The following is a 22,980-nucleotide window of genomic DNA, read 5'->3' on the forward strand; positions in this document are numbered from 1 at the left end:
AACGTCACCCGCAGCCGCCTCGGACGCCTCGTCCGACAAGGCTTCCTCACCCAACCCGGACGAGGTCGCTACGAGAAACGGACTTAACGTCCACTGAGATGGGTGCGCTCCTCTGCATTGCGCGATGGGTAGTCTGGTTGACCAGTCGACTTGGCCAATTCGATAGATGGCGCTCATGGCGTACGAAGTGAAGGCACCCCGAAGTACGTACGCCTCGCCCAGACGGTCCAACGCCGCATCGAGGCTGGTACGTACCCGTCTGGCACGAGGGTGCCTAGCGAGAACCAACTGGCGCAAGAATTCGGGATGTCCCGCCCAACGGTCGTGCGAGCAGGTCCTTCACAACTCGGTCGTGGCCCGCGCCAGTCACCGTGATTGCTCATCAGCTGAGGGACCGAGGTTCAGCCCGAATTGAGCCGCGAGGTCCTACCAGGCGGGTCCACTGTCGGGAGCGGACCACTGCTTCAGCGCGGCCATGGAGTGTGTACTGCGTGCTACCCCGCAGACGCGGGGACTACGGACATCTGCCGGTGCCGGTCGTCCAAGACAGCGAGGTCCCCCGCGGGTGCACGGACGACTTGCCCTTGGCGTTGCCGGTGGTCATCTTGACCGAGCTACCCCTGCCGGCGCGGGGACGACTGGTACTCGATCTGCGCGCGGACCACGTGGGTGGAGCTACCCCCGCGGGCGCGGGGACGACATGTACCCCGGCGGAGTCTCCCCCAGCACCTTCGAGCTACCCCGCGGACGCGGGGACGACCGGCCGGAGTTCACGCGCGCGGTCGGTTCGGGCGAGCTACCCCCGCGGACGCAGGGACGACTCGGCGACCAGGTCAGCGTCGCGGGCACCGCCCGAGCTACCCCCGCGGGCGCGGGGACGACGCGGCGATCGCACCCGCCGAGTGCCTGACTCCCGAGCTACCCCCGCGGGCGCGGGGACGACGGGGGCTTCACCCTCGCCGCCGAGATCGCCGGGGAGCTACCCCCGCGGGCACGGGGACGACGCGGCCGAGGCGTGCGGGAAGTGCAAGACGCCGGAGCTACCCCCGCGGGCGCGGGGACGACGCGTGATCCGTGGACTCGGGGTACTGGATCCCTGAGCTACCCCCGCGGGCGCGGGAACGACACCTTGCCGTTTGGCATGTAGAGCCGCATCCGCGAGCTACCCCCGCGGGCGCGGGGACGACGTCGCAGGGTCGGTGAATTTCAGGGTGATGTACGAGCTACCCCCGCGGGCGCGGGGACGACGGCCCGAACGTCTCCACGACGCGTTTGTTCGCCGAGCTACCCCCGCGGGCGCGGGGACGACGCTCGCGCGGCTCCGGGACGGAACTGACCCCAGGAGCTACCCCCGCGGGCGCGGGGACGACCGCGCTCTGCGAGGCACGGCATGTGAGCACCCCGAGCTACCCCCGCGGGCGCGGGGACGACGCTCGCGCGGCTCCGGGACGGAACTGACCCCAGGAGCTACCCCCGCGGGCGCGGGGACGACCGCGCTCTGCGAGGCACGGCATGTGAGCACCCCGAGCTACCCCCGCGGGCGCGGGGACGACGTGTCGGTCCACCTTCGTCGGGGTCTCGGTAGCGAGCTACCCCCGCGGGCGCGGGGACGACCCGAGGTCCGGGAAGGGCAGCAGAACGTACGGGGAGCTACCCCCGCGGGCGCGGGGACGACCCGCCGAAGCCCTTCGAGAGCGGGATCCATGCCGAGCTACCCCCGCGGGCGCGGGGACGACCTGACCGACGGGGACCGCCGGGCCGTCCGAGACGAGCTACCCCCGCGGGCGCGGGGACGACGCCCGGTCGGAGGAGCCGGGGCAGGTCCCGCTCGAGCTACCCCCGCGGGCGCGGGGACGACTGCTGGACCGCGAGGCACGACGTCATCGCGTGTGAGCTACCCCCGCGGGCGCGGGGACGACACCGCGCCGGTGACGCTGAACGGGGCTGTGAACGAGCTACCCCTGCGGGCGCGGGGACGACCACCACCCGGACGTCACCGTCCTCATCGCCGACGAGCTACCCCCGCGGGCGCGGGGACGACCCGCGGGCGCCGATCCGCAGGGGCCGGATCCGCGAGCTACCCCCGCGGGCGCGGGGACGACCTGGTCGCCCTGTGGTGTGCGGCCGGAATCGTCGAGCTACCCCCGCGGGCGCGGGGACGACCCACGGTGGCGCCCAGGGAGGCCGCGGAGAAAGGAGCTACCCCCGCGGGCGCGGGGACGACGATCCCGCCACGTAGCCGGTGGCCGGGTTGATCGAGCTACCCCCGCGGGCGCGGGGACGACTTACTCCGCCTGTGCTTGGACACGAGGACGCGAGAGCTACCCCCGCGGGCGCGGGGACGACACCTTTTGACCTGCACAGTTGTCAGGTGATCGGGGTGTTTTGCTTGACGTCGTTCGTAGGGCGCCAGGGTTCGGAAGCGGTGCCTCGGGGGCGTGCCATGAGGGTGAGGCCGTCGAAGTCGATGGGGGTCCAACGATCTTGTCCGGCCGTGCGGACCGCCCATCCCTGTTCTGTTGAGGCAGGCTCGATCATGACGGCCTGTCCGTTGCGGATGCGTTCGCTGAGGACGGTCCAGAGCTTGTCGCGGATGCGCCGGTTCGGGGTTCCGACGTAGGTGCCGGGGGCGACTTCTATGAACCATCGTGTGAGGTGGCCTCGTAGGCCCGGAGGGGCGGCGATCAGTACGACGACTGTGGTGGCGACGCTCATGCGTTCGCCCCCTGTCCATAGTTGTCGTCGGGTTTCAGCGAAGGCGGTATCACGTCGAGGTGGTGATCTTCTGCGAAGGGGGTGCCCCAGTTGCGACCACTGCTGACGATTGTGTCTCCCTCGCCCCAGAGGCCCTTGAGGTCTTCGTCGAGGAGACTTGCGCCTTCGGGGATGAGGAGGTTCTTGATGTCTGCGACGACGCGGGGAAGGAGCGTGCCGTGCACGACGGCGTCGCGAAGGGCGGTGCGGGCGTCGCGTTCTGCGGTGAGGCCTTTGGCTGCGAGGTCGAAGGCCAGGGGGATGGTGAATTCTGCTTTGTACAGGTCGGCGATGTCCAGGACGAAGGAGAGGGCGGAGCCGGTGTGGACGAAGCCGAGGGCGGGACTCGCGCCGATGCCGGTGATCACGGCGTGGCAGATGCCGTAGAGGGCGGAGTTGGCGGCGGACAGCAGGCGATTGACGTCGTCGCCGGCGGCGAAGGCGTCGCCTGGTTTGTAGTCGCGTTTGTTCCAGGGCACGTTGGTGCGCTGTGAGTGCTGGGCGTAGAGCTTGCGAACGCGGGTGCCTTCGCGGCCGCGGAGTTGTTGGAGCGTGAGGCCAGCGGTGTCTTCGTCTGGAAAGCGCAGGTCGTACATGCGGCGGGCGATCGCGACGCGTTCCTTGGGTCGGGTGACGAGCCAGGCCTGCCTGAGCTGGAGTTGGGATCCTCGGGCTGTGCTGATGCCGGAGGCGTACAGGCGTACGCCGTGCTCGCCGACCCAACACACTGAGGTGGCGGAGTCGGCGAGCAGGGCGATGGCGGCGTGGGTGATGCGACTGCCGGGTCCAATGAGGAGGACGGCGAGGTAGGCGGCGGGGACGTGGACGACGCGGGCCTTGTTGACCAGGACGATGGCGTTGTCGTCGCGGTCGATGTGGCAGCGTTCGGCATAGAGGCTGGAGATGCGGTCCTCCAGCCGGTGGACGTCCTGTGGGCCGGTTTTCCACCAGGGGTCAGCCACGCGGTTCCTCCGCTGGGAGTGGGGCGAGGGTGAGCAGGCCCTGGCCGTATCCCTTGGCGGGGCCGATGCCGCCCAGCAGGGCGTTGCGCAGGGCGTCGGAGTCGGCAACGCGCAGCCGTCCTTGGAAAGTGGCGGTGGAGATGGTGAGGCGGGGGCCGTTGGGGCGCTTGTTGAAGCGCAGAAGGTCGCGGGAGATCAGGGATACGGCCGGGGCCGGGTCCAAGGGGACGTCCAGGGTGATGCCGGGAGCGGGCTCGGCGGTCGGTGCGGCGGGGATGGTGAAGCCGTTGCGTTGAGCTTGCTTGAGCAGCCAGCCGATCTGCTGGGCGGCAGTGCGGTGCGCGACGCGGAAGCCTCGGTACCGGCCGGGGGTGTCGGGGTTGTCTGCGCCGGCTTTGAGACGGGCGGTCTGTTCATCGCTGGGTTTGACGGGGCGCTGCACTGACTGGACCGGGTTGGCGGTAAGTCTGAAGGCGAACTCCCGTCCGACGACGATTCGTTGGAGCAGGGGCGTGTAGTCGGCGATGAGTGCTTCGCCACCGTCGGCGTCGGGCCAGCCGGCCTGTTCGACCAGGTGTTCCCAGGAGGGCCGGCTTTGGGTGAGCACGAGGATTTCGGCACGGTGAGCGGTGTTGGCCTCCAGCCGCCACAGGAGGCGTTCCGTGACGGGCTGAACTGCGAGGCCGCTCAGGATGGTTGCGTGCATGCGGTGGGGGTTGGACAGAAGTGCCAGCCCACTGCGGCGGCGTGGGTTGAGGGCGATTTTCGACAGGTACGGCATGGTGTCACCAGCCCAGCAGGGCGAAGGGGTCGTGACCGGGGCCCGTCTGGTCAGGTGCGGGTGGGAGGCCGGTTGCTGCCTCGTGGCCCGTGGGGATGGTCACCCAGCGATGCCGTACGGTGCGCCGGCGGAAGACGGTGCCGCTCTTGAGGTCGTAGGTGTCGGGCACGTCGTCGAGGTGGAGGTCGCCCGTTGGGTCCTCAAGGGTGACTTCGAGCGTCACTTGCGGGGTGCGGATCTGGCGACGACGGTGCTCGGAGGCCTGCCAGGGCACGTCGCCGAGGACATCGTTCAGGTCGGCGTGGTGGCGCAAGCCAAGGCTGAGGGGGCCGGTTGGGGGGCAGGAGCGGCGTCCGAGTGAGAGGGGGAAGGCCGGGTGGCGTACGGCGTGTTCCAGGCTCTGCAGGAGAGCGGCGGGACCGTGCAGGGCGGCGGTGAAGACTGCGTCCTGGAGGTAGTAACGCTGGGTGACGCCAGTGTACTTGGCTGGACTTGTCTTCTTCTGGACGCCCTTGGCGTCGACTTTCGCAGAGGGCAACGGAAGGCCTCGGTGGTCGCTGACGGTGTGGTAGTCGCGGAGCAGCGTGCCGGGCTGGTCGACGCGCACGCCCAGGCGCAGACCGAGCAAGTCGGTCAGAGAGGCGTCACGGGGGCGTCCTTCTGCTGCGGCGAGCAGGCCGAGGACCCCGGACTTGGTGGGCTGGGGCAGGGTGTCGCGGCGGTTGTAGCCGGATGGGCCGCCCCAGGACTGCAGGGGCGCGGCCAGCCGAAGGACGAGTACGGCCTGGTCGGTGGTCATCGGGCACCGGCCTGTGCGATCGGGGCCTCCGGAGCCTGGCCGTCGGCCAACCACGTGCCGACGAGGTCGCCCACCTGGTCGAGGAGGGCGGGGAAGGGCAGGGAGCTGCCGAAGGTGTCGGTGAGTTTGTCGGCTTCGAGGGCGTAGGTGGCAACGGTGCGGCTCGGAACGGTGCCCCAGGTCTGGCCGACGGAGGCGAGTTCGCCCGCCAGGCGTGCAGCGGATTCGGCGGCAAGGCCGCTGTGGCCGGCCACGGGTTCTTCGAAGGCGGAGACCAGGTTGACGGGCTGGTCGGTGCGTGCGGTGATCAGGACCAGGTGGGGCAGGGTGCGGTGGGCGAAGGAGTTCTGATGCCCGGTGGGCATGGATCGGGTGAAGGCATCGACGAAGCGGACGGCTGCTTCACGGGTGGCTTGCGCAGAGCTGAGGTTGTCACGCAGCTGGTGCACGCCGAGGACGGCGTAGCGGTAGAGCGTGGAGGAGTTGAACTCCACGGTGCCGATCATGCCCGCGCCGCTGTCCTCGATGTTCTCGTCGTCCACGGCCGTGTAGTAGTCGAACTCGGTGCGCACCGCATGGGTGGACAGGGCGTGGGCGACCTGGACGGCGGCGTCGACGTTCAGGGCGGGCAGGTCGGCGACCATGCGGCCGAAGAGCGCGACCTCGGTCGGGTGTCCGGTGGACAGGGCTGAGACCACAGACAGTTTGGCGACCTCCGCCTTCAACTCCTTCTCCGGCAGAGCGAGCAGCTCTCCAGCGCGCCCGTCGAGGAGGGTGACGAAGCTGTTGAGCTGCCGCTTCCCGAAGAAGAGGAGGTACGCGGACTGTTGCTCCTTTTTGGAGGACTTCGTGATGCCGAGTGGCTCCAGCAAGGCGGCGGCCAGGCGGTCCGCGTCGGCGGCTTCCAGACCCGCGCCGCCTTCGGACGCGGGCTGCGCAAGCCGCTTCGCGAGCAGGGCGGCGATCCGCTTAGTACGGGTGGCGCGGTCCGTGGGTGCCTCAGCCTTGGCGAACTCGATCCGGGTGGCGCGCTTCCACGCCTGAGAAGAGACGCGGGCACGGCGCGCACCGCCGTAGAGGGCCTGCTTCGGAGTTCCGGAGTCGTCACGGTTGATGTTCGACGGCGGCAGGCTCTGCAGGATGTGTACCTCGATGAACAGGGGGGGCTGGGACATCACGGGACTCCTTGGGTGGTGAAGACGTCCCATACGCGAGCGTGTGGGACGAAGGCGAAGGTTGAAAATCGCGCTCCCGTTCACGGTGGAAAGCGGCAGGCGTGGTGCGGGTGCCTGTCGACGACGGTCGGGGCACGCGCAGTGCCCCGGCTCCGGTGCGTGCCGGGAGTTGCCCTTTGTGCGCCGCCTCCTCCGATGGGCCGGGCGGGGCCCTGGCCATCGGCTGGTCAGGCGGGCGGCGTCGTGGTGTCGGTGTGAAAGTCGCGGTCCCACCGGCTGCGGATACGGGACTGCTCGTCTGGCCGTCGAGGGTCGTCCCAGTACCGCAGGGCATGACGCAGTGCGTCGTAGTCAAGGCCGATGTCTTGCTTACGCAGCAGCGGCGCGAGTCTTCGCAGGTGCTGGGCCAGTTCCCCGGCGTCGAGGGAGGTGAGCAGGGCTCCGAGTCTGCGTTCGACAGCCAAGCGGTCGGCGGCGGAGTCCCTCTCTTGGCCCTTGGCGTTGGCGCTGGCGAGGAGGCGGCGGCAGGCACTCCCAGGGCTGTGCCCGGGGGTGTGCACGCTAGTTTCTCGGCCCTGCTGGTGCACTCCGAAGATGGTGAGGGCGGCGTGCTCGGCCATGAGGTCCCGGGTTAGCGCACCCTTGTTCCGCAGCGAGGCGCCGATGCTCGTGCGGTACAGGCTCCACATGGCGGGCACCGTGCCGGCCTGACGGCCTGCCCCGGAGCGCAGCGCCGCCAGATGGACGCCCGCCTCGGCGAGTTGAGGGTCGAAGCCTGCCCAGTAGGGCTGGGCCGGCGCGGTTTCGCCGGAGTATGCGTCCTGTGGGGTATCTGCGGAGGAAGGGGCGTAGTACTGAAGGCCCCAAGCCCGCACAACCTGGCCGTTGTCTGCGCTCAGCCAGTCCCGCAGATCGTAGTAGAGGCGCGTGTAGTCGAGGCCGGTGTCTGTGCGATGCAGCAGGGGGATCAGCCCTCTGAGGTGCTGCACAAGCTCGTCGAGTTCCTGTGCGGTCGCGGCAGCCATCAGCCGACGCTCTGCGGCGTTGGACGACAGAAGTCCCTCGCGCAGGCCGCGCACCGCCGTGCCCAGTCCCACGCCCGGACGGTGGACCGGATCTGCCGAGGCGCTCTGGTGCAGACCGAACAGGGTGAGCGCGGCGTGCTCGGCCCGGTAAGAGTCGGGCAGCAGTTGACCGGACTGGTGGTCGTCGGTGAGCTGCACACGGTGCAGGTGCCGCATGGCGGGCGCGCCGCCCGGCTCACAGCCCAGCCCCTCCCGCAGCGCGCACAGACCACGCTCGGCCCACACCGGCACCGACTGGCGCCTGCCCTGCTCCTGCGAGCGTGCCGTTGCCGCCTGCGCGAATTCCTCCCAGAAGAAGGGGCGGTATCGCCGGTTGGACGTCGCTGTCACACCCATGCGGCATCCTCATCCTTCACGCCTCGTGCCTCGGCGGCCAGAGGCAAGATCTCGTTGAGCCTCTTGCGGAACACCCCCGTGGCCTTGCCACTGCGAAAGACGACCTCCTTGCCGTTCACCTTCTCCGTACGCCCCACCACAGCCCGCGCCGGGACGGCCGCCAGCAGCGTGTCCGCCTCTCGTACGGCTGCCTCGAACAACGTCAGCTCCCAGGCCCGCTGGGCCGTCTCCAGCAGGTCGTAGTCGTCGCCGATGGTGCGCAGCCCGGAGAGCAGACGCCGCATGACGGCGTCCACGGAGTGCAGCAGGCGCGTGGAAGGCCGTTCCCCCTTGTCTCTCGGCAGCGCCTCCCCGCCTGCGGCGCGCCGCAGGTCGGCGTACAGGCCGTCCAAGGCTCGCCCGGTTCGGTCGGCCTGCTCGGCGCATTCCAGCAGGGCCGCACGCAACCATTCGTCGGCGGCAACGAGGGAGACGACGGGCAGCGGGAGCGTGTCGGCGATGGCGTTCTCAACCACGGCAGACTGGTTGCCGTACTCCAGGGCGAAGGTCTCCACCCCCAGCGGGAAGTCGGCGGCCAGCACTTCGTCCGCACGCAGAGCACCGATCTGCCGCAGCAGCACGGACGTGTAGGGGCCGTCACCGGCCTCAGGCAGAGCGAGAGCGAGCAGAGCGCCCAGACCCTGCCAGGCCGCTCGGCCGGAGACATGCCGGCGCGGTCTGCGCGCCAGCTGCCCTGGCTTCGGCTTCGCCGTGTGGTTCCACGCCGTGTGAGGCTCGGTCTCGGGAGTCTGGGCCAGGCGATCCCCTGAGCAGACGATCACCTGCCGCACGCGCGCCCCCTGCCCGGTCTCCTCACGGATCAACCGGATGCGGCGCGACTGGAAGGTCAGCAAATCCAGCAGACCGCCAGCGGGACGGGTGGACCATTCGGGCCCGGCCGGGGACTTGCCGCCGGACGAGGCTGGGCGCTCGTCCCACGCCCACTGGGGACGGTCGGCCTTGTCCAGTCCGTCGGGCAGGATCGGCGTGTTCAGCAGCAGCGTCTCATACAAGGTACGGCCGATCGGGACGATCACCCCTAGCTGGCCGAGCGGGCCAGTGGGATTTCCGACCGTCTTGCCCGCCCTCGCCTGCGCGTCGCCGACGGCCCCGGTCTTGATGGCGGCGGTGTCCCAGCACTGGGCGTGCAACAGCCACAATGCCGCCTGCGCGCTCGTCAGATCCAGGTGGTCGGCCTCGCTTAGCGCGCTAAACAGCGGCACGTTGTTCCCAGAGGCGATCGACGGCACCAGCAGCGTGGAGGGCTTCGTCTCACCGCTCAGCGCAGTCAGACCCGCGACCTGCCCAAAGGGCCGCTCGCGGTCGAAGAGCCGGAAACGACTGCCGTACCGCCCGGTGAGGTAGTCGGTGAGTCGGTCCGCCTCCTCGGGCGAGAACCGACCCCGTTCGAACCGCTTCCCCCATTCCCGCCGCGACCTGGGAGCTCCCAGCGCGTCCAGAACCACCGGCAGAAGCAGTTGACGCAGCACCGCGGGCAACATCGTCGCCACCGGCACATCCAGTCGACGAACCGCGTGCGAGCTCGTCAACAGCTGCAACAGCCCGACGTCCTCAGCCTCGCTGTCCACGTCAACGGCGGATAACCAGGCCCCCTGGACGAGATCGCCCGTTGTCCCCACTGCAATCCCCTCTCAGCACGTGCGGCGGCACCCCTGCCGAGGGGCATACCTGCCGACACCCCAACATGCCGCTTTTGAGGGCAAGTTAGATGCTTTAATCGACCTGCACACGGTGGCACCCAAGGTTCAGTGCTTGCAACCGATTCGCGTAGATCCGTTGAAAACCTCAGCCGACCGACGGGTACGCTCCCGACAGCGCGGTGCCCTGCCCTCCCCGACACGGGGGTGTTCCCGTTCAGTGCTTCACGTTGTCCCCGCTCCTGCGGGGGTGCCGCCAACAGACGGCGGGTGCCGCGCCCAGCTCACAAACTCGTGACCACCAGGCCGAGTGCGGCGTCGTAGCCGACTCTCTGTGCCCCTACCACCGCCCAGCCGTCTGCCTCCAAGACCAACGCCCGGACGTGGCGCAGCCACGGATGGTCGTGCCAGCCCGGCAACGCGGTCAGCAACCGGTCGGCCTCCTCGGTAAGGCGGGCGGGCAGCCGTACAGTGCCGCCCAACAGCCGTTCGACCACAGGTGCGTCCAGGGCTTCGCCGTGCGTACCGAGCCGCGTCCCGTCAACGGCCGTATAACCGCCCGCGACGCGCCGCACGATGACGGCCTCGAGGCTGCGCTGACCGTCGCGCACCACAGCGGCGAGCTCCTCCTCGCCGCGCGCGCGGCTTCCGGCGTAGTGCAGGCCCTCCAACGTCATCGTGGCCCACTCCCGCGGCCGCGTCAGCAAGAACTCCTCGGCCCTGCTCTCGCGTAGGGCCTCCTTGGCCAACCAGGCCTCGCGTGTGGCCGGCTCCCCCCACCCGGCAGGCGACAACTCCTCATCGCCGTAGGCGCGCGCGACCAGATCCGGCACGTCCTTCGGGATGCTCCAGCAACCGCCCGTCTCCCCCTCACCCGCCTCTCTGCCATCCGTCGCGGAACCGTCCTCAGCCAGCGGACCCGCCGCTTCCGCCACAAGCGCAGCAGCCCGCAGCAACAGCCATTCGCCGTAGATCGCCTTCGATGCCGGCAGGAAGTACGGCCGCCCCTGAACACTGCAGGCCAGGCCCGTCACCAGAACGCGAGGAACCCGGTGCGCCTCCGGCCTGCGCGTCCCCTCGTGCCGGTGCAGCCGACCGAGGCGCTGCAGCAGCAGGTCCACCGGCGCCAGATCCGTGATCAGGACATCAGCATCGACGTCGAAAGACTGCTCGGCGAGCTGGGTGGCGATCACCACCATGCGCTCAGGCCGCTCGTCGCCGGCATCCGGCCCCATCAGCCGCAGGCACCGCTCCGTCCGCTCCGCGCGATGTGCCGCGCACAGCCGCCCGTGCAGAAGGTGCAACTCTCCCTCGAAGCCATCTGCGCCCAGTGCCTCGTAGATGGCCTGCGCTCGGTCAACCTGATTCACGACAACGAGTACGACTCCGCCGTCCGCCACCACTCCTCGTGCCGCTGCGGCCACCACCGCCCCGTCCTTGTGAACGTCCGGCAGCCACTCCACGACAACGGACTGCGACTCCCGCCAGGACTGCACAGCAAACCGTGAACTGCCCACCGACGGTTTGCCGTCCACCGCAAACGCCGTAGTGACACACGGGTATCCGGCCGGCTCCGGCACCGGCTGCATCACATCCGCAGATCCCAGCACACCCGCGAGGTAAGCATCGACGAAGCTCTGCCGCTGCGCCGGCGGCAGCGTCGCCGATAGCAACACCACCGGCACCTGCGCCTGCCCCAGCCACCGCAGTGCCTCCAGCAGAAACTGCCGCATGTAGATGTCCGCCGCATGCACCTCGTCCACGATCACGACCTTGCCCATGAGCCCTGCGAAGCGCAGCATCACGTGTCGTGTGCGCGTCGCCGCGTAGAGCAGGTGGTCGACCGTCCCGACAGCGAACGGGGTCAGCAGACCACGCTTGGCACCCAGCAACCACTGGGGCGGCCCGCCACGCTCGCGCACTTCGTCCATTGTGGCTGGATGGGCGGGAGCAGAGGGCATGCCGAATTCGTCGTCCTCGTCGATCGCCCCGTACACGTCCCACGGATCGGAGACCGATTCCTCTGTCTCCCCCGCCTGGGCGGATGGCTTCGCCTCCCAGATTTCCCGCCACCGCGGATTGAAGCGGCGTTTGCCGTGCAACAGCGCCACCTGCGTCTGAAGCTCCGGGTCGAACGAGCCAACCCACTCCAATACCTGCTCGTACATCGGGTCGCTCGTCGCTTGCGTCGGCATCGCCACAAACACACCGTCAAGCCCGAAACGTGCCGCCAGGACCTCCGCCGCGGCCAGTGCCGCCTTCGTCTTGCCCTCCCCCATCGGTGCCTCAACCACGACCAATCCCGGCACCGGCAACGACCACGCCCGCTCAACCAACTCTTTCTGCGAGGCCCGAGGCGTCACCCCCAACCGCTCCGCCAGCGGCGCAAGCGACGCGCGCGGTAGAGACAGATCTCGCCAACCGCCCCTCAACCTCAGTCGCTGCCAGGCGGTCTCGGCCCTCCGGCGCGCCTCCGTCATCGAAACGTTCCGGGCGTCCGACAGACCCTGGAAGTGCCGGCTGTCACTCGCGATCCAGTCCGCCATCACGATCAGGCCCGAGAGCGCCAGCTGCTCCGCCTTGTTCAGGGCCCCGACCGGGCGCGTACCCGCCAGGTCCTCAAAGCCCACCGCGCGCGTGAATACATCCACCAGCGCCCGCTGCGCCTCCGCCCAGTCCGCGCCCTTGCCTTGCACCTCCCGGTGCTTCGGCCTCAGGTCATTCATGGATGGGTACGCCCCGTGATGCCCTGCCACCAACGGCCACACCCAGGCGGCGGCATCTTCGTCCTCCCACTCCGCTCGCATTCTCGGCAGCAGCATCGCCGCGCCTGCCACATCGTGCCGCCACTGCCTCCTTTTGTCGGTCGGTAACCGCCCCCACGACAGCCCCGCCGCGAGCACTGGCGCAGCCTCTACTGCATCAATTGCCTGGAATGCCGGACACGCCTTACCGCAATCGTGGATACCGCACACCCACATCAACCACGCCCGGCCCTGACCGCCGCTGATCTGGTCGAGGCGCCGGCGAAAGGACCGAGAGAGGTACCCGTCCCACATCGCGCCGGCCACAGCAGCCGTATCGAGGAGATGCCCAAGCAGAATGTGCGTCCGCCCACCATTCCGCGCAGCCGACTTGCCCCACAGACGCGACAGCCGCGCGACGACGTCATCCGCCAGACCCATCGACCGCATCAACTCGACAATCGACCGCTCGCCCTCCACCGCCCCCACCCTCCACACGCCCCGCCTACAGTTGAGCGGCACCATAAACGGCGCCACTGACAACGACCTTCAGGAACGCAACGCATGACTAAGCAGCATGTAAAGAAAAACAGGCACCCCCGCTAGCATTCGCGCAGGTCACGAAGCGTCGTCCCCGCGCCTGCGGGGGTCGTTCGGAGAACGGCTTCCGGCAGTTCCGGCTGAACCAGTCGTCCCCGCGCCTGCGGGGGTCGTTCGGCGATCCCGTCCTCGGACTTCATCGCGGTTGCGTCGTCCCCGCGCCTGCGGGGGTCGTTCGCGCCATCTCCCGCCCGGCCGGCGGCGACTGCGGTCGTCCCCGCGCCTGCGGGGGTCGTTCCGTTCTGCGTTTTCCTTCGGCGTCCGGCGGGAGGTCGTCCCCGCGCCTGCGGGGGTCGTTCGAGCCATGATCCGTTCGTGGACTTCTGTGGACAGTCGTCCCCGCGCCTGCGGGGGTCGTTCGTGGGCCAAGGGCCGTCTCATGCTGGGCCTGGAGTCGTTTCCGCGCCTGCGGGGGTCGTTCGGCGTGCGCCTGGTGCGGCGACCCGATCGCGCAGTCGTCCCCGCGCCTGCGGGGGTCGTTCGGGCTCGCACGAGTCCACCCGCGCGAACATCGTGTCGTCCCCGCGCCTGCGGGGGTCGTTCACGAGACAGCGGTGTGCGTGCTCTGGCATCCAGGTCGTCCCCGCGCCTGCGGGGGTCGTTCGGCGGCTGGTGGCGATGCACGACGCCAAGGTGTCGTCCCCGCGCCCGCGGGGGTCGTTCGTTCGGTTCAACGGCAACACCAGCCCCCTCGACGTCGTCCCCGCGCCTGCGGGGGTCGTTCGCCGCTCACGACGCTCGCCGTCGGCGCAGCCATGTCGTCCCCGCGCCTGCGGGGGTCGTTCGATCGCCCGGTCCGGGTGGAACGGCGTCGGGACGTCGTCCCCGCGCCTGCGGGGGTCGTTCGGCGATCCTCGACGGCTCCTCGAACAGCATCTTGTCGTCCCCGCGCCTGCGGGGGTCGTTCTGCCGCGGTCGCCCTGCTTCTTCTCGTCGCACCGTCGTCCCCGCGCGTGCGGGGGTCGTTCCTCGCACTGGCCTTGCTGGCGCGGTCGGTCACGGTCGTCCCCGCGCCTGCGGGGGTCGTTCCTCGCACTGGCCTTGCTGGCGCGGTCGGTCACGGTCGTCCCCGCGCCTGCGGGGGTCGTTCGGAGTCGGGCGACCAGATACGCGAGCACTGCGAGTCGTCCCCGCGCCTGCGGGGGTCGTTCCGCGCGGTCGAACCATTCGAGCTTTCCGCGCTGGTCGTCCCCGCGCCTGCGGGGGTCGTTCAGCCCTGAGGGCGCGCCGCTGATCGGCGGCGAGGTCGTCCCCGCGCCTGCGGGGGTCGTTCTAGGCGAAGGCCCGCCGGCGGGGGGACGCTTCGGTCGTCCCCGCGCCTGCGGGGGTCGTTCGGGCAACGCCGACAAGACCGCCATTGCCATCGCGTCGTCCCCGCGCCTGCGGGGATCGTTCGATCCTGGGGAAGATCTGGCCCGCCAAGCACCAGTCGTCCCCGCGTCTGCGGGGGTCGTTCGCTCCTCGATGAGCTCGCCGCGCTCGGCTGGATGTCGTCCCCGCGCCTGCGGGGGTCGTTCGGCGACAACCCCACCCGCGCCCTCCGGCGCCGCGTCGTCCCCGCGCCTGCGGGGGTCGTTCGGACGTCACCACCTACGCCAGCCTCGGCTGGAAGTCGTCCCCGCGCCTGCGGGGGTCGTTCGTCGATCGAGCCTGGATCCCCGTGGCTGTTCTCGTCGTCCCCGCGCCTGCGGGGGTCGTTCGGTGCTGGACTTCGGGTGCGGTGACGGCCGTGTGTCGTCCCCGCGCCTGCGGGGGTCGTTCGTTGACGAGCGCGGCGAACGCGGCACCGGTCTTGTCGTCCCCACGCCTGCGGGGGTCGTTCGCGCAACACCTTCCACCCGCCCATCCACGCCGGGTGTCGTCCCCGCGCCTGCGGGGGTCGTTCCGCATCGCTGTAGTGCGGTCCCCGGTAGACACGGTCGTCCCCGCGCCTGCGGGGGTCGTTCTAGTCGGCAGGCAGCCGCACCTTCTCCGCTCGGGTCGTCCCCGCGCCTGCGGGGGTCGTTCGGCGCTCACCTGGATCAGCGCGTTATCCGTGCTGTCGTCCCCGCGCCTGCGGGGGTCGTTCGGTTCTCGCCACCCTCGACGTTCAGCCGGTCGCGTCGTCCCCGCGCCTGCGGGGGTCGTTCCCTCGCAGGCCCTTCCCCGTATCCCGGTGCACAGTCGTCCCCGCGCCTGCGGGGGTCGTTCGGGCCAGGACTACACACCCTTGCCGATCCAGGCCGTCGTCCCCGCGCCTGCGGGGGTCGTTCGGCGTGACCGTGGCCGTCATCGAGCGGCTGGACGTCGTCCTCGCGCCTGCGGGGGTCGTTCCACCCGGGACGCCGCTTCCTCGGACGCGGTCCTGTCGTCCCCGCGCCTGCGGGGGTCGTTCGAGTCTGCGCGTGCTGTCACGTCGCGGTCTGGTGTCGTCCCCGCGCCTGCGGGGGTCGTTCGCGCAGCATCTCCAGACGGGACGGCGATCTGTCGTCGTCCCCGCGCCTGCGGGGGTCGTTCGAACGCGTTCAAGAACGCGATGGTCCTCGGACTGTCGTCCCCGCGCCTGCGGGGGTCGTTCGCGCTCCGCGAGCACATCGCCAACCTGCGCAAGGTCGTCCCCGCGCCTGCGGGGGTCTTTCGTGCTGGCGGTGGATTTCGAGGAGGGCCAGCGCGTCGTCCCCGCGCCTGCCGGGGTAGTTCGCTCGGTTGGTCCAACACCATCGACGACGTGCCGTCGTTGCCGCTCCCCCCTGAGAATAACTCCCGAGCCCGTAGAACGCTGTCGTCGATTCAGTCAGCCTATCGCGCAAGGACTGCCAGACGTCGCGTTCTAAATTCGCAAGCAACGCCGAGAGGAGTGAGGTCATCAGCCTCACTCCTTCACTTACATTAGCGACGCCTGTTCACCCACAGCCGATTCCTTAGGCTGTACATACTCGGCTGCAACTTTAGGGGCATTGCGTTCCACGTGGAGCCACCAGGCGAACTGATAGTTGCGACAAGTTCGAAAGCGATATGAATTACGGCGCGGCTCACTCTCGGGAATGCTGTGCTCGCCCCATTCGGTGATGGGGCGAGCATTGTCGAGACGCACGTACAAGCCGGGCACCAGGGCGGACCCCTCCCATTGCTCTCCAGGCGCGGCCTCGAAGGCAAGATGCGCGTTGTCGATCCACTTCCAGGGGTTGGGCAGAGCGCACAGGTACCAGGCCAGGGGCGGGTTGTGCTCGGTCAGTTCGAGGGTCTGATGCCGGCGCCGGATGTCCAACCGGGGGCGGTCGGGCTGGCCGAAGCTACGCAGGCAGTGCTGGTCGAGGGCTACGTGCCGGACGCCTGCCAGCCACATGATCCTGTACTGAGTCCGCGATTCAATTTGCACCTTTATTCGCTGCGACATGCGCTCCCCATTCACCCGTTCAATCGGCGAGAGATTCATTTCTCCCTACTACCAATTTTATCAAATTTCCCACCAATTCCAGATGCCTGTCATGTCGGAAGCCATTCGGATAGGGCATGTTGAATTCCTCTTCGAGAGCCTTCTCGTATTCCCTCTTGGGGAGTGGAATGGGGCGGCGGCAGGTGGCCTTGATGTTGGAGCCGCTGAGGTCGGTGACCTGCACACTCTCGAAGTAGCGGCGGAGCAGCGGCTCCAGGGTCTCGGGGGTGTGGAAGCGGAGCTTCTGCCACTTCCCTTTGACGAAGTTCATCTCGACGTTGTCCTCGTCGAGGAAGCTCATCTTTGTGGTGGCTGTCTGGGAGGTGACCCGCTTGGCCTGCTCGTCCCGGAGTTCGCGGGCGAGGTTGCGGGTGCCGAGGCACACGACCCCGTCCGCCGAGCAGAGGGCGTTGACGGTGGTCATCACCCAGTGCTGGTAGTCGAGGGAGGTGGTGGCGTTGATGACGGAGTCGAGGACCACCACGTCGTAAAGGCCGTTGGCCTGGATGTCCTTGTCGATGTCGCGGATCATGCCGACGACGGCGCGGATGTCGACGGCGTACGAGCCGTCCCGGCAGCGATAGGGCTCGTAGTCATGGATGTTGAAGCCCTTGGCGCGCAGGTGCTTGGCGTAGTCGCCGTACCCAGCACCGAAGTCCACGACCCGGTGGGTGGGCTTGAGCCAGGGCGTGACCAGCTGGTCCCAGGTCTCGGAGCCGTAGGCGAGCTTTCCGGCCTTGGCTTTGGAGGAGAACTTGCGGAGCCTCTTGGGCTGCACGATGTGCTGGTTCCACACCGGGGCCTTGCTCTCGATGGCGGTCCAGTCGTAGACGCCGTACTCGCCGGTGAGGTCTGCGTGGAGCTGGGCGGCGTCGGCGGACGTGACGGTCCAGGCGAGGAGGTCGAAGCGGTTGATGGAGGCGACGACGGCGTATTCGGCGTTGAGGACGATGCGGCCCTGGTCGTCGATGACGACACTGCCCCAGGGGCCGTGGCCGGCGGTCATGTGCCCGATGGCGTTGACGAAGGAGAGGTTCTTTCGTTCGGCGACCCTGATGGACTGCCACGGAATCCACGACCAGGCGCCGATCACGCCTGGCTCGGCGTAGACGATGCTGGCCTCGGTCTCGACCCGGTTGTGCAGCAGGTTGAACTGGATCTCATCCTGCAACCTGACCTTCGTACCCAGCATGACCGCGGGGGTGTGCGTCAGGCCGATGGCCTGGAGGCCCTTGGTTCTCTGGTGGCCTGCGACCAGCGTGCCGTCGGCGTTGAGGATGACGGGCTTCACGACTCCGTGGCGGCGCAGTGACGCCTGGAGCCTGATGAACGCCTCCTCACTGAGGCGGCGCGGGTTGTAGTCGGCGGGGCGAAGCCGGTCGAGCGGGTACGCCTCGTAGAACGTCGTGGTGGGGGCGCTGCTCATGCCGCGTCACCCTCCTCATGGGCCTGCTGCAGGACGTGCCAGCCGAAGCCGAGGTCGCTGTTGGTGTCGTCCACGAACTTCGTGTAGATCGCGTTGAGGGCTTCGACCTCTTCGGAGGTGATCCGGACGCGCTTGGACTCCCACTGGAGGTAGCCCCACTGGAGGTAGTCGACGGTGGCTACGGCACCGGTGCCCGCGCCGTCGGAGGTGAGTTCCAGCGTCTCAGGCAGGGAGGTGTCGTCGAGGAGCCGGTCCACGCTCTCGCGGTCGTAGCCGGTACCGGCCAGGTCCGGGATGTCGGAGAGGATCTCGGCCAGGAGCACGCTGTCGTATCCGGCGAGGTCGTTGGTCCGGTTGTCGACGATGACGATGCGGGCCGCCGCGTCGTCATCGACGTCGACCCAGGTGACGGCGATCTGCTCCCAGCCGAGCTGCTGGGCAGCCGCGTACGTGTGGTTGCCCGCCAGGATCTCGTTGTGGCGGCCCGTGTGGGTGCCCTTGTTGACGACGATCGCGCGGTACTGACCGTTGACGGTCAGCGATTCGGCGATCGAGGGGAGGTCACCGTTGCGAGGGTTCCGGTAGTACGGAACGAGGTCCTCGGCGGGGACGGCGAGCGGCAGGAGCAGTTCGGGGATGTTGGCGGGCGTCGGGGTCACTGGGCGTCCCTTGTGTAGGCCGTTCCCCGCGCCCTACAGCTAGTTCAGACTAGACGATCAGCTGGGCCGCGGCGGTCGCTGTGGCGAGGGCTCAGATGGTCCGTTCGTCGCCGACCGCCCACCCATCGCCGAGCGCGGTGGATGACGGCGGTCGCCAGCCCACAGGCGGGGAAGGCCAAGGGGCCGGCGAGAAGGACCCCGCCGCCGAGCTGTACAACGACCCAGGCGGCAACGGCGATGGCCGCCATGAGTAGGACGGCCAACGCGTCGGCGACGAGGCGCAGAAGGGTGTGCATCACCGGTTGTTGCAGCCGCAGATGCCGGTCGGTAGGCACCAGGAGTCACAGGATCGGCACCACACCGCACCGGGTACGGGAGGTGTCCGGCGTTCCGGCTCTGCGGGTGGTGCTTGCTTGGCGCTCATACTCCACGTCGCTTTCGTCGTGCGGGAGTTGTGGCTGGTTCGAGTTCCGTGAGGTGCAGGTCCGCGTCTGGATCGGGGTTTCCTGGTACTTCGAGGCCCGGGTCACGCTCAGCGAGGGCCCTGATCGGCGTTCCGTCCCGCTCGACGAGGAGACGTTCGTACAGCGCGCGATCCTCTGGGTGCCCGGCGAAGTCCTCTGTGTTCATGGCGCTCCTGAGTGCACGGGGACCCGCCCCCGGCGTGAGGCGGGGACGGGTCCGGTCGTGATCGTGGATCTTGGCGGCGCTCCGGCGGCTCCGCTCAGGTGCGGGGCCGGTGCCTGGCGGGTAGGGCGCGGGGGATTGGCCACCCGCCAGGCACCGAAGGGGAGTGCCGCATGCCACGGCACGTTGGTGAGCCGGTTCCTCGGCTGAGGCCGCCCCCACCAACGAGATAGACCGTATCACACAGAAGTGTTGGGATCTATCTCTAGCCATGGTGCAGCCCCGTACTCGAACCCGTCGAGGGGCGCTGTGCCGTGGGCTGTCGGCGCGTCCGTGAGGAACAGCCCCTGCTGGGCCGCCGCGGGCTTTGCAGTGAAATCCTCGGGCCTGGGTGCCTGGGGGTTGAATCGAGAGGGCGGTGCGGGCTCACGGACCGGGATGACGGCGACCACCGTGGACACGCCGATCGGGAATGCGTCGTCGGGCAGTTCCGTGATGGTTCCTCGCGCCTCCCGAGCACGTGCCCGGAAGTCTTTGGCCTTTCGGTCACTCCGGTAGGGGAGGCTGCCGTACATGACCGCCACGACCAGGCCGCCCGACTGTACGAAGCGCAACGCCCGCTGGACGTGTCGGATGTCCTGCCGGTCAGCGAACGGCGGGTTCATGACGACTCGCTGGTAGCGGCGCTGCACCTTCACGCTGAAGAAGTCGGCGGCCGTGACCTCGCGGGCGTAGCCGCCGGCGCGGATGTGCTCGGCGCGAGCGGCGTCGAGTTCGATGCAGTCGACAACGGCACCGCGGGCAGCTGCGGCCTTGGCGATGGCGCCGCGTCCGGCCGACGGCTCCAACACCTCGCAACCGGCTTCGAGTTCCGCAAGGTCCAGGAGCTGTTCGACAAGGGGCTTCGGCGTGGGGAAGTACCCGCGGTCGACGTCGGTGATCACCTCGCCGGTGGCGAGCAGTCCCGCGATGGCGTCGGCAGCGGCGAAGGGGAAGATGTGGGCGCGCTGGTAGCGGTTCCAGGTGCCACCGACTGCCTGAAGGGCCAGGTTGACCCGGTCGTACATTTTACGGTCGAGCTTGCCCTTGAGACGGAGCGCAGGACCTTCGACCGTGGCGGAGCGGATGACCTTGAGAACGTCGGTATCTATCTTCACGGTCGTTTCCTCACTCGCTGGCAGTCTTGGCCGCGGCGGCGAGCAGTGCCGCTTCGAGCTCGACCAGACGGGCCGTAACCATGAGATGGGTGCGCACGTACACCGAACTACCGGCACCCTTCATGAGGTCGGAGGCGGCGAGCAGGGTGAGGTTGTATGCCTCGTTCAGAGCGGCCCCATCGTTGTCACGGCGCGCCTTGAACAGGTGCGCCGCAGCCTCGCGGACGAGCTGGGCCACGTCGGAGTCGTACTCCTCAAGGGCGTTGGCCGAGGCCGGCACGTCGAACAGGTTGTGGTTAATGTTGCGCATGGTCCGGATGTCGTTCATCGCTGTGAGGCTCCATAGAGAAGGGGGCGGCCCGCTGGGGGCCGCCCCGGGACGGACGGGTCAGGCGGCGACGGCGACCGGCTCGGCCGCCGCCCCGGCCTCCATGTCGTCCCCCTCCCGCTCCGCGGGGCTCTCGGGCTCCACGTCGACGGCCGGGGCGGCCTCGGTCTGCGCCTCCGCGTCAGCATCGGCGTAGGCGTCGGCGGCCGGGGCAGTCTCGGTCTCCGGGACAGACTCGGCCTGCGCCTCCGGCTCGGCGTCGCCCGCAGCCGGGTCCAACTGGGCGAGTACGGCGTCGGCGTCGGCCACCAGGTCGGGCGCTGCGGCGTCGGGGTTGACCATGATCTCGCTCGCGTCCGCATGAGCCTTCGCCTGGCGGAGCTGGAACCGGGCCTTCTGCACGACGTCCGCGACCCGGTCCATCTGCTCAAGCCGCTTGCCAACCTCCCCCGCCAGAGCGCGGGCCAGCTCCATGGGGTCTGCCTTGCCGATGCTGTCCAGCAGCGTCCACATCCCCTCGATCGCGTCGAGGTCGCTCTTGGTCTTGGCCTGCGCGCGGCTCCGCTCGGCCTTCTCCTCGGGGGTCATCTCGTCGACGTCAACCATGGAGTCCTGCGTGGCCGCCTTCTCCTGCTTGCGCATGGCGTAGGCGATGTGGACGAGCTGGTTGTCGTTCTTGTCGCCCTTCTTCCAGTCCTGGAAGACGGCCTTCTGGTTGTCCTTCGAGAGCGCAGCGATCTGGACGGCGGCCTGGGTGCCGATGTGCCCGAGGTCGACGGCCGCCTGGATCTCCGGGCGCAGGGCGAGCAGGGCCAGGCGCTGGTTGACGAACTGGACCGACTTGGAGAACGTCTTGGCGACGCTCGCGGGCGTGGCCCCCTCCTCCTCGTCCATGACCTTCTTGAAGCCGCGCGCCTCCTCCAGCGGGAGCATGTCCTCGCGGTTCAGGTTCTCGGCCATCGCCTTCTTGAAGGAGTCCATGTCGGTGATCTCGGACTCGCCCTCGGGCAGGAGGATCTTCGCCTCGATGGTGATGTTGTCCGCGAGTTCGTTGGCGCGGAAGCGGCGCTCGCCAGCGACAAGCTCGTAGCCCTCCTCCACCTTCCGGACGACGATCGGCTGAAGGAGGCCGTGCTCCTTGATCGACTCGGCCAGCTCCTTCAGCGCGTCCTCGTCGAAGGTCTTGCGGGGCTGGTTCGGGTTGCGGTGGATCTGACGCATCCTCAGGGTGGCGTACTTGTGCGACATTTTGGGCTCCAAGTGGGCGGTGAGGGTTCCCTTCCCCCTCTTTCTGGTTCTATTCTATATGCATTCGACGTATGGGTCCACAATTTCGAGAAGTTTTCGCAGGTCAAACGCATGGACGCGGACCCCCACCAGGACCCGCGCCCAACCATTCACATAGATCAACTTGCGGCGGCGCTACTACTCACACGCCCCGAGTCGCGGCCAACCCGCACCGGGTCGACGATCGCAAGAGCACCCAGTACACCGCGCGCCACCTCGTCATCCAAGATGAGATTCTCCGCACCACCCGATTCCTCCAGTCGGGCCAGCACTCGGTTCAGCTCGATCCCCACCGCACCCTCCCCGCGTTGCACCGTTCGTCCACTGCGGCGAACCCGGCTATTTAGATCCCTACACAGTCGAGTTGGAGGCACATATCAGCCAAAGGGCGCCGGCCACGATCTCACGGCCTGGGAAATGAGATGGGGAGCGGCGACCCGCACGCTGAGTGCACTCTCTATGACTGCTGGCTATCGATCTTGCTGGAGCCGTCACCTAATGTCAACCAACCTAGACATTAGACTGCCCTCCGAGTAGCACCCGATAATTGGCGTGCGTCATGACCTGCCTCTTGCCGCCCTACCGGGCCCGTCACGCCACCGAGGAGTAGCCAGCACAATGCCGCTCGGCCCGGACACCCCTCTCTCCAACAAGCTCGCCGTGTTGCTCGGCAGGAAACGCGGAGCGAACGGGAAGACCCCCAGCACGCGTGCCATCGCCGCCGCCACGGCCGAGACGCCCGGCGGCAAGCCAGTGATGACCCACCAGGTCGTGAACGACCTTCTGAACGGCGTCAAGTCGGACCCGAAGAGTTCCCAACTGGTCGGGCTCGCAAGGGCATTCGACAGTCCGGTAGCTTACCTACTCCCCGGTTACAACGGACTCACCTCCCTATCGGTCTACGAGGAGTACCACGACGCCCGCGAGGCATTGCGACTCATCCACGACCTTGGCGAAACCGGGGCTGCCGAGCTTCTGGAGGCCGCACGTGAGATCCGTCTTCGGCACGGCCACAGCAATCTCACCGTCCCAGAAGTGCCCGAGCAGCTTCCCCCTGCCGCTGAACCACCACGGCCAGGCCGACGGCGGCGCCTCAGTTTCACCGAAGCAGCCGAACGCGCCGTATCTGATCTGGAAGGAAACTGAAC

Annotated in this window: 17 protein-coding genes, 1 pseudogene and 2 CRISPR repeat arrays; of the genes and pseudogenes, 2 read left to right on the top strand and 16 right to left on the bottom strand. The window is 68.6% G+C overall.

Translation table 11 applies throughout. The features are described from left to right. Window positions 1-175: 175 nt before the first annotated feature. Window positions 176-333: pseudogene (locus ACIBAF_RS03010) on the top strand (GntR family transcriptional regulator); the annotation flags it as partial. A 217-nt stretch (window positions 334-550) separates the two neighbouring features. Beyond that, a CRISPR array of direct repeats spans window positions 551-2,346; the repeat unit is 28 nt; unit sequence GAGCTACCCCCGCGGGCGCGGGGACGAC. A gap of 21 nt (window positions 2,347-2,367) precedes the next feature. Here the strand turns inward: ACIBAF_RS03010 and cas2e are convergent. The 16 genes from cas2e to ACIBAF_RS03090 form a co-directional block, all read right to left on the bottom strand. Continuing rightward, window positions 2,368-2,715: a type I-E CRISPR-associated endoribonuclease Cas2e gene (cas2e, locus tag ACIBAF_RS03015; protein ID WP_399461348.1), complete on the bottom strand. Its 348-nt coding sequence runs from the start codon at window positions 2,713-2,715 to the stop codon at window positions 2,368-2,370. Then, window positions 2,712-3,716: a type I-E CRISPR-associated endonuclease Cas1e gene (gene cas1e, locus ACIBAF_RS03020; protein WP_399461349.1), complete on the bottom strand. Its 1,005-nt coding sequence runs from the start codon at window positions 3,714-3,716 to the stop codon at window positions 2,712-2,714. The genes cas2e and cas1e overlap by 4 nt, the downstream gene beginning before the upstream one ends. After that, window positions 3,709-4,497, bottom strand: a complete 789-nt coding sequence (gene cas6e, locus ACIBAF_RS03025) for a type I-E CRISPR-associated protein Cas6/Cse3/CasE (RefSeq protein ID WP_399461350.1) — start codon at window positions 4,495-4,497, stop codon at window positions 3,709-3,711. Before cas6e ends, cas1e begins: the two co-directional genes overlap by 8 nt. A gap of 4 nt (window positions 4,498-4,501) precedes the next feature. Next, entirely contained in the window at window positions 4,502-5,296 is a 795-nt protein-coding gene (cas5e, locus tag ACIBAF_RS03030; RefSeq protein WP_399461351.1) for a type I-E CRISPR-associated protein Cas5/CasD, read from the bottom strand. After that, window positions 5,293-6,471: a type I-E CRISPR-associated protein Cas7/Cse4/CasC gene (gene cas7e / locus ACIBAF_RS03035; protein WP_399461352.1), complete on the bottom strand. Its 1,179-nt coding sequence runs from the start codon at window positions 6,469-6,471 to the stop codon at window positions 5,293-5,295. The genes cas5e and cas7e overlap by 4 nt, the downstream gene beginning before the upstream one ends. A gap of 227 nt (window positions 6,472-6,698) precedes the next feature. After that, entirely contained in the window at window positions 6,699-7,892 is a 1,194-nt protein-coding gene (casB, locus tag ACIBAF_RS03040) for a type I-E CRISPR-associated protein Cse2/CasB (RefSeq protein ID WP_399461353.1), read from the bottom strand. After that, on the bottom strand, window positions 7,883-9,571 hold the full coding sequence (casA, locus tag ACIBAF_RS03045) for a type I-E CRISPR-associated protein Cse1/CasA (RefSeq protein ID WP_399461354.1): 1,689 nt from the start codon (window positions 9,569-9,571) through the stop codon (window positions 7,883-7,885). The genes casB and casA overlap by 10 nt, the downstream gene beginning before the upstream one ends. Window positions 9,572-9,873: 302 nt before the next feature. Continuing rightward, window positions 9,874-12,813: a CRISPR-associated helicase Cas3' gene (gene cas3 / locus ACIBAF_RS03050; protein ID WP_399461355.1), complete on the bottom strand. Its 2,940-nt coding sequence runs from the start codon at window positions 12,811-12,813 to the stop codon at window positions 9,874-9,876. A gap of 147 nt (window positions 12,814-12,960) precedes the next feature. Further along, a CRISPR array of direct repeats spans window positions 12,961-15,612; the repeat unit is 28 nt; unit sequence GTCGTCCCCGCGCCTGCGGGGGTCGTTC. Window positions 15,613-15,796: 184 nt separating this feature from the next. Next, the gene (locus tag ACIBAF_RS03055; protein WP_399461356.1) at window positions 15,797-16,348 is read right to left on the bottom strand and encodes a hypothetical protein; all 552 of its coding nucleotides are present in this window, start codon (window positions 16,346-16,348) and stop codon (window positions 15,797-15,799) included. Continuing rightward, window positions 16,329-17,774: a methyltransferase domain-containing protein gene (locus tag ACIBAF_RS03060; RefSeq protein WP_399461357.1), complete on the bottom strand. Its 1,446-nt coding sequence runs from the start codon at window positions 17,772-17,774 to the stop codon at window positions 16,329-16,331. The genes ACIBAF_RS03055 and ACIBAF_RS03060 overlap by 20 nt, the downstream gene beginning before the upstream one ends. Further along, the gene (locus ACIBAF_RS03065; protein WP_399461358.1) at window positions 17,771-18,433 is read right to left on the bottom strand and encodes a ParB N-terminal domain-containing protein; all 663 of its coding nucleotides are present in this window, start codon (window positions 18,431-18,433) and stop codon (window positions 17,771-17,773) included. Before ACIBAF_RS03065 ends, ACIBAF_RS03060 begins: the two co-directional genes overlap by 4 nt. Window positions 18,434-18,853: 420 nt before the next feature. Then, a complete protein-coding gene (locus ACIBAF_RS03070) occupies window positions 18,854-19,063 on the bottom strand; it encodes a hypothetical protein (protein WP_399461359.1) in 210 nt (69 codons plus the stop codon). Between the two features lie 236 nt (window positions 19,064-19,299). Next, the gene (locus ACIBAF_RS03075) at window positions 19,300-20,127 is read right to left on the bottom strand and encodes a class I SAM-dependent methyltransferase (protein WP_399461360.1); all 828 of its coding nucleotides are present in this window, start codon (window positions 20,125-20,127) and stop codon (window positions 19,300-19,302) included. Between the two features lie 100 nt (window positions 20,128-20,227). Continuing rightward, window positions 20,228-20,545, bottom strand: a complete 318-nt coding sequence (locus tag ACIBAF_RS03080) for a hypothetical protein (protein WP_399461361.1) — start codon at window positions 20,543-20,545, stop codon at window positions 20,228-20,230. Between the two features lie 60 nt (window positions 20,546-20,605). Continuing rightward, entirely contained in the window at window positions 20,606-21,793 is a 1,188-nt protein-coding gene (locus ACIBAF_RS03085; protein WP_399461362.1) for a ParB/RepB/Spo0J family partition protein, read from the bottom strand. Window positions 21,794-21,951: 158 nt separating this feature from the next. Then, window positions 21,952-22,125, bottom strand: a complete 174-nt coding sequence (locus ACIBAF_RS03090; protein ID WP_399461363.1) for a hypothetical protein — start codon at window positions 22,123-22,125, stop codon at window positions 21,952-21,954. Between the two features lie 325 nt (window positions 22,126-22,450). Here ACIBAF_RS03090 and ACIBAF_RS03095 point away from each other — a divergent pair, with 325 nt between their 5' ends. Continuing rightward, window positions 22,451-22,978, top strand: coding sequence for a hypothetical protein (locus ACIBAF_RS03095; RefSeq protein ID WP_319671741.1), 528 nt, complete (start codon window positions 22,451-22,453; stop codon window positions 22,976-22,978). Window positions 22,979-22,980 lie beyond the last annotated feature (2 nt).

The sequence above is a fragment of the Streptomyces sp. NPDC051677 genome (assembly GCF_044453465.1).
GTDB lineage: Bacteria > Actinomycetota > Actinomycetes > Streptomycetales > Streptomycetaceae > Streptomyces.

What these genes read in the sequence shown, in the direction of transcription:
- cas2e (WP_399461348.1), bottom strand. Translation starts at nt 2,715, where the DNA reads ATGAGCGTCGCCACCACAGTCGTCGTACTGATCGCCGCCCCTCCGGGC.
- cas6e (WP_399461350.1), bottom strand. Translation starts at nt 4,497, where the DNA reads ATGCCGTACCTGTCGAAAATCGCCCTCAACCCACGCCGCCGCAGTGGG.
- cas5e (WP_399461351.1), bottom strand. Translation starts at nt 5,296, where the DNA reads ATGACCACCGACCAGGCCGTACTCGTCCTTCGGCTGGCCGCGCCCCTG.
- cas7e (WP_399461352.1), bottom strand. Translation starts at nt 6,471, where the DNA reads ATGTCCCAGCCCCCCCTGTTCATCGAGGTACACATCCTGCAGAGCCTG.
- casB (WP_399461353.1), bottom strand. Translation starts at nt 7,892, where the DNA reads ATGGGTGTGACAGCGACGTCCAACCGGCGATACCGCCCCTTCTTCTGG.
- ACIBAF_RS03055 (WP_399461356.1), bottom strand. Translation starts at nt 16,348, where the DNA reads ATGAATCTCTCGCCGATTGAACGGGTGAATGGGGAGCGCATGTCGCAG.
- ACIBAF_RS03060 (WP_399461357.1), bottom strand. Translation starts at nt 17,774, where the DNA reads ATGAGCAGCGCCCCCACCACGACGTTCTACGAGGCGTACCCGCTCGAC.
- ACIBAF_RS03070 (WP_399461359.1), bottom strand. Translation starts at nt 19,063, where the DNA reads ATGAACACAGAGGACTTCGCCGGGCACCCAGAGGATCGCGCGCTGTAC.
- ACIBAF_RS03075 (WP_399461360.1), bottom strand. Translation starts at nt 20,127, where the DNA reads ATGTACGACCGGGTCAACCTGGCCCTTCAGGCAGTCGGTGGCACCTGG.
- ACIBAF_RS03080 (WP_399461361.1), bottom strand. Translation starts at nt 20,545, where the DNA reads ATGAACGACATCCGGACCATGCGCAACATTAACCACAACCTGTTCGAC.
- ACIBAF_RS03085 (WP_399461362.1), bottom strand. Translation starts at nt 21,793, where the DNA reads ATGTCGCACAAGTACGCCACCCTGAGGATGCGTCAGATCCACCGCAAC.
- ACIBAF_RS03095 (WP_319671741.1), top strand. Translation starts at nt 22,451, where the DNA reads ATGCCGCTCGGCCCGGACACCCCTCTCTCCAACAAGCTCGCCGTGTTG.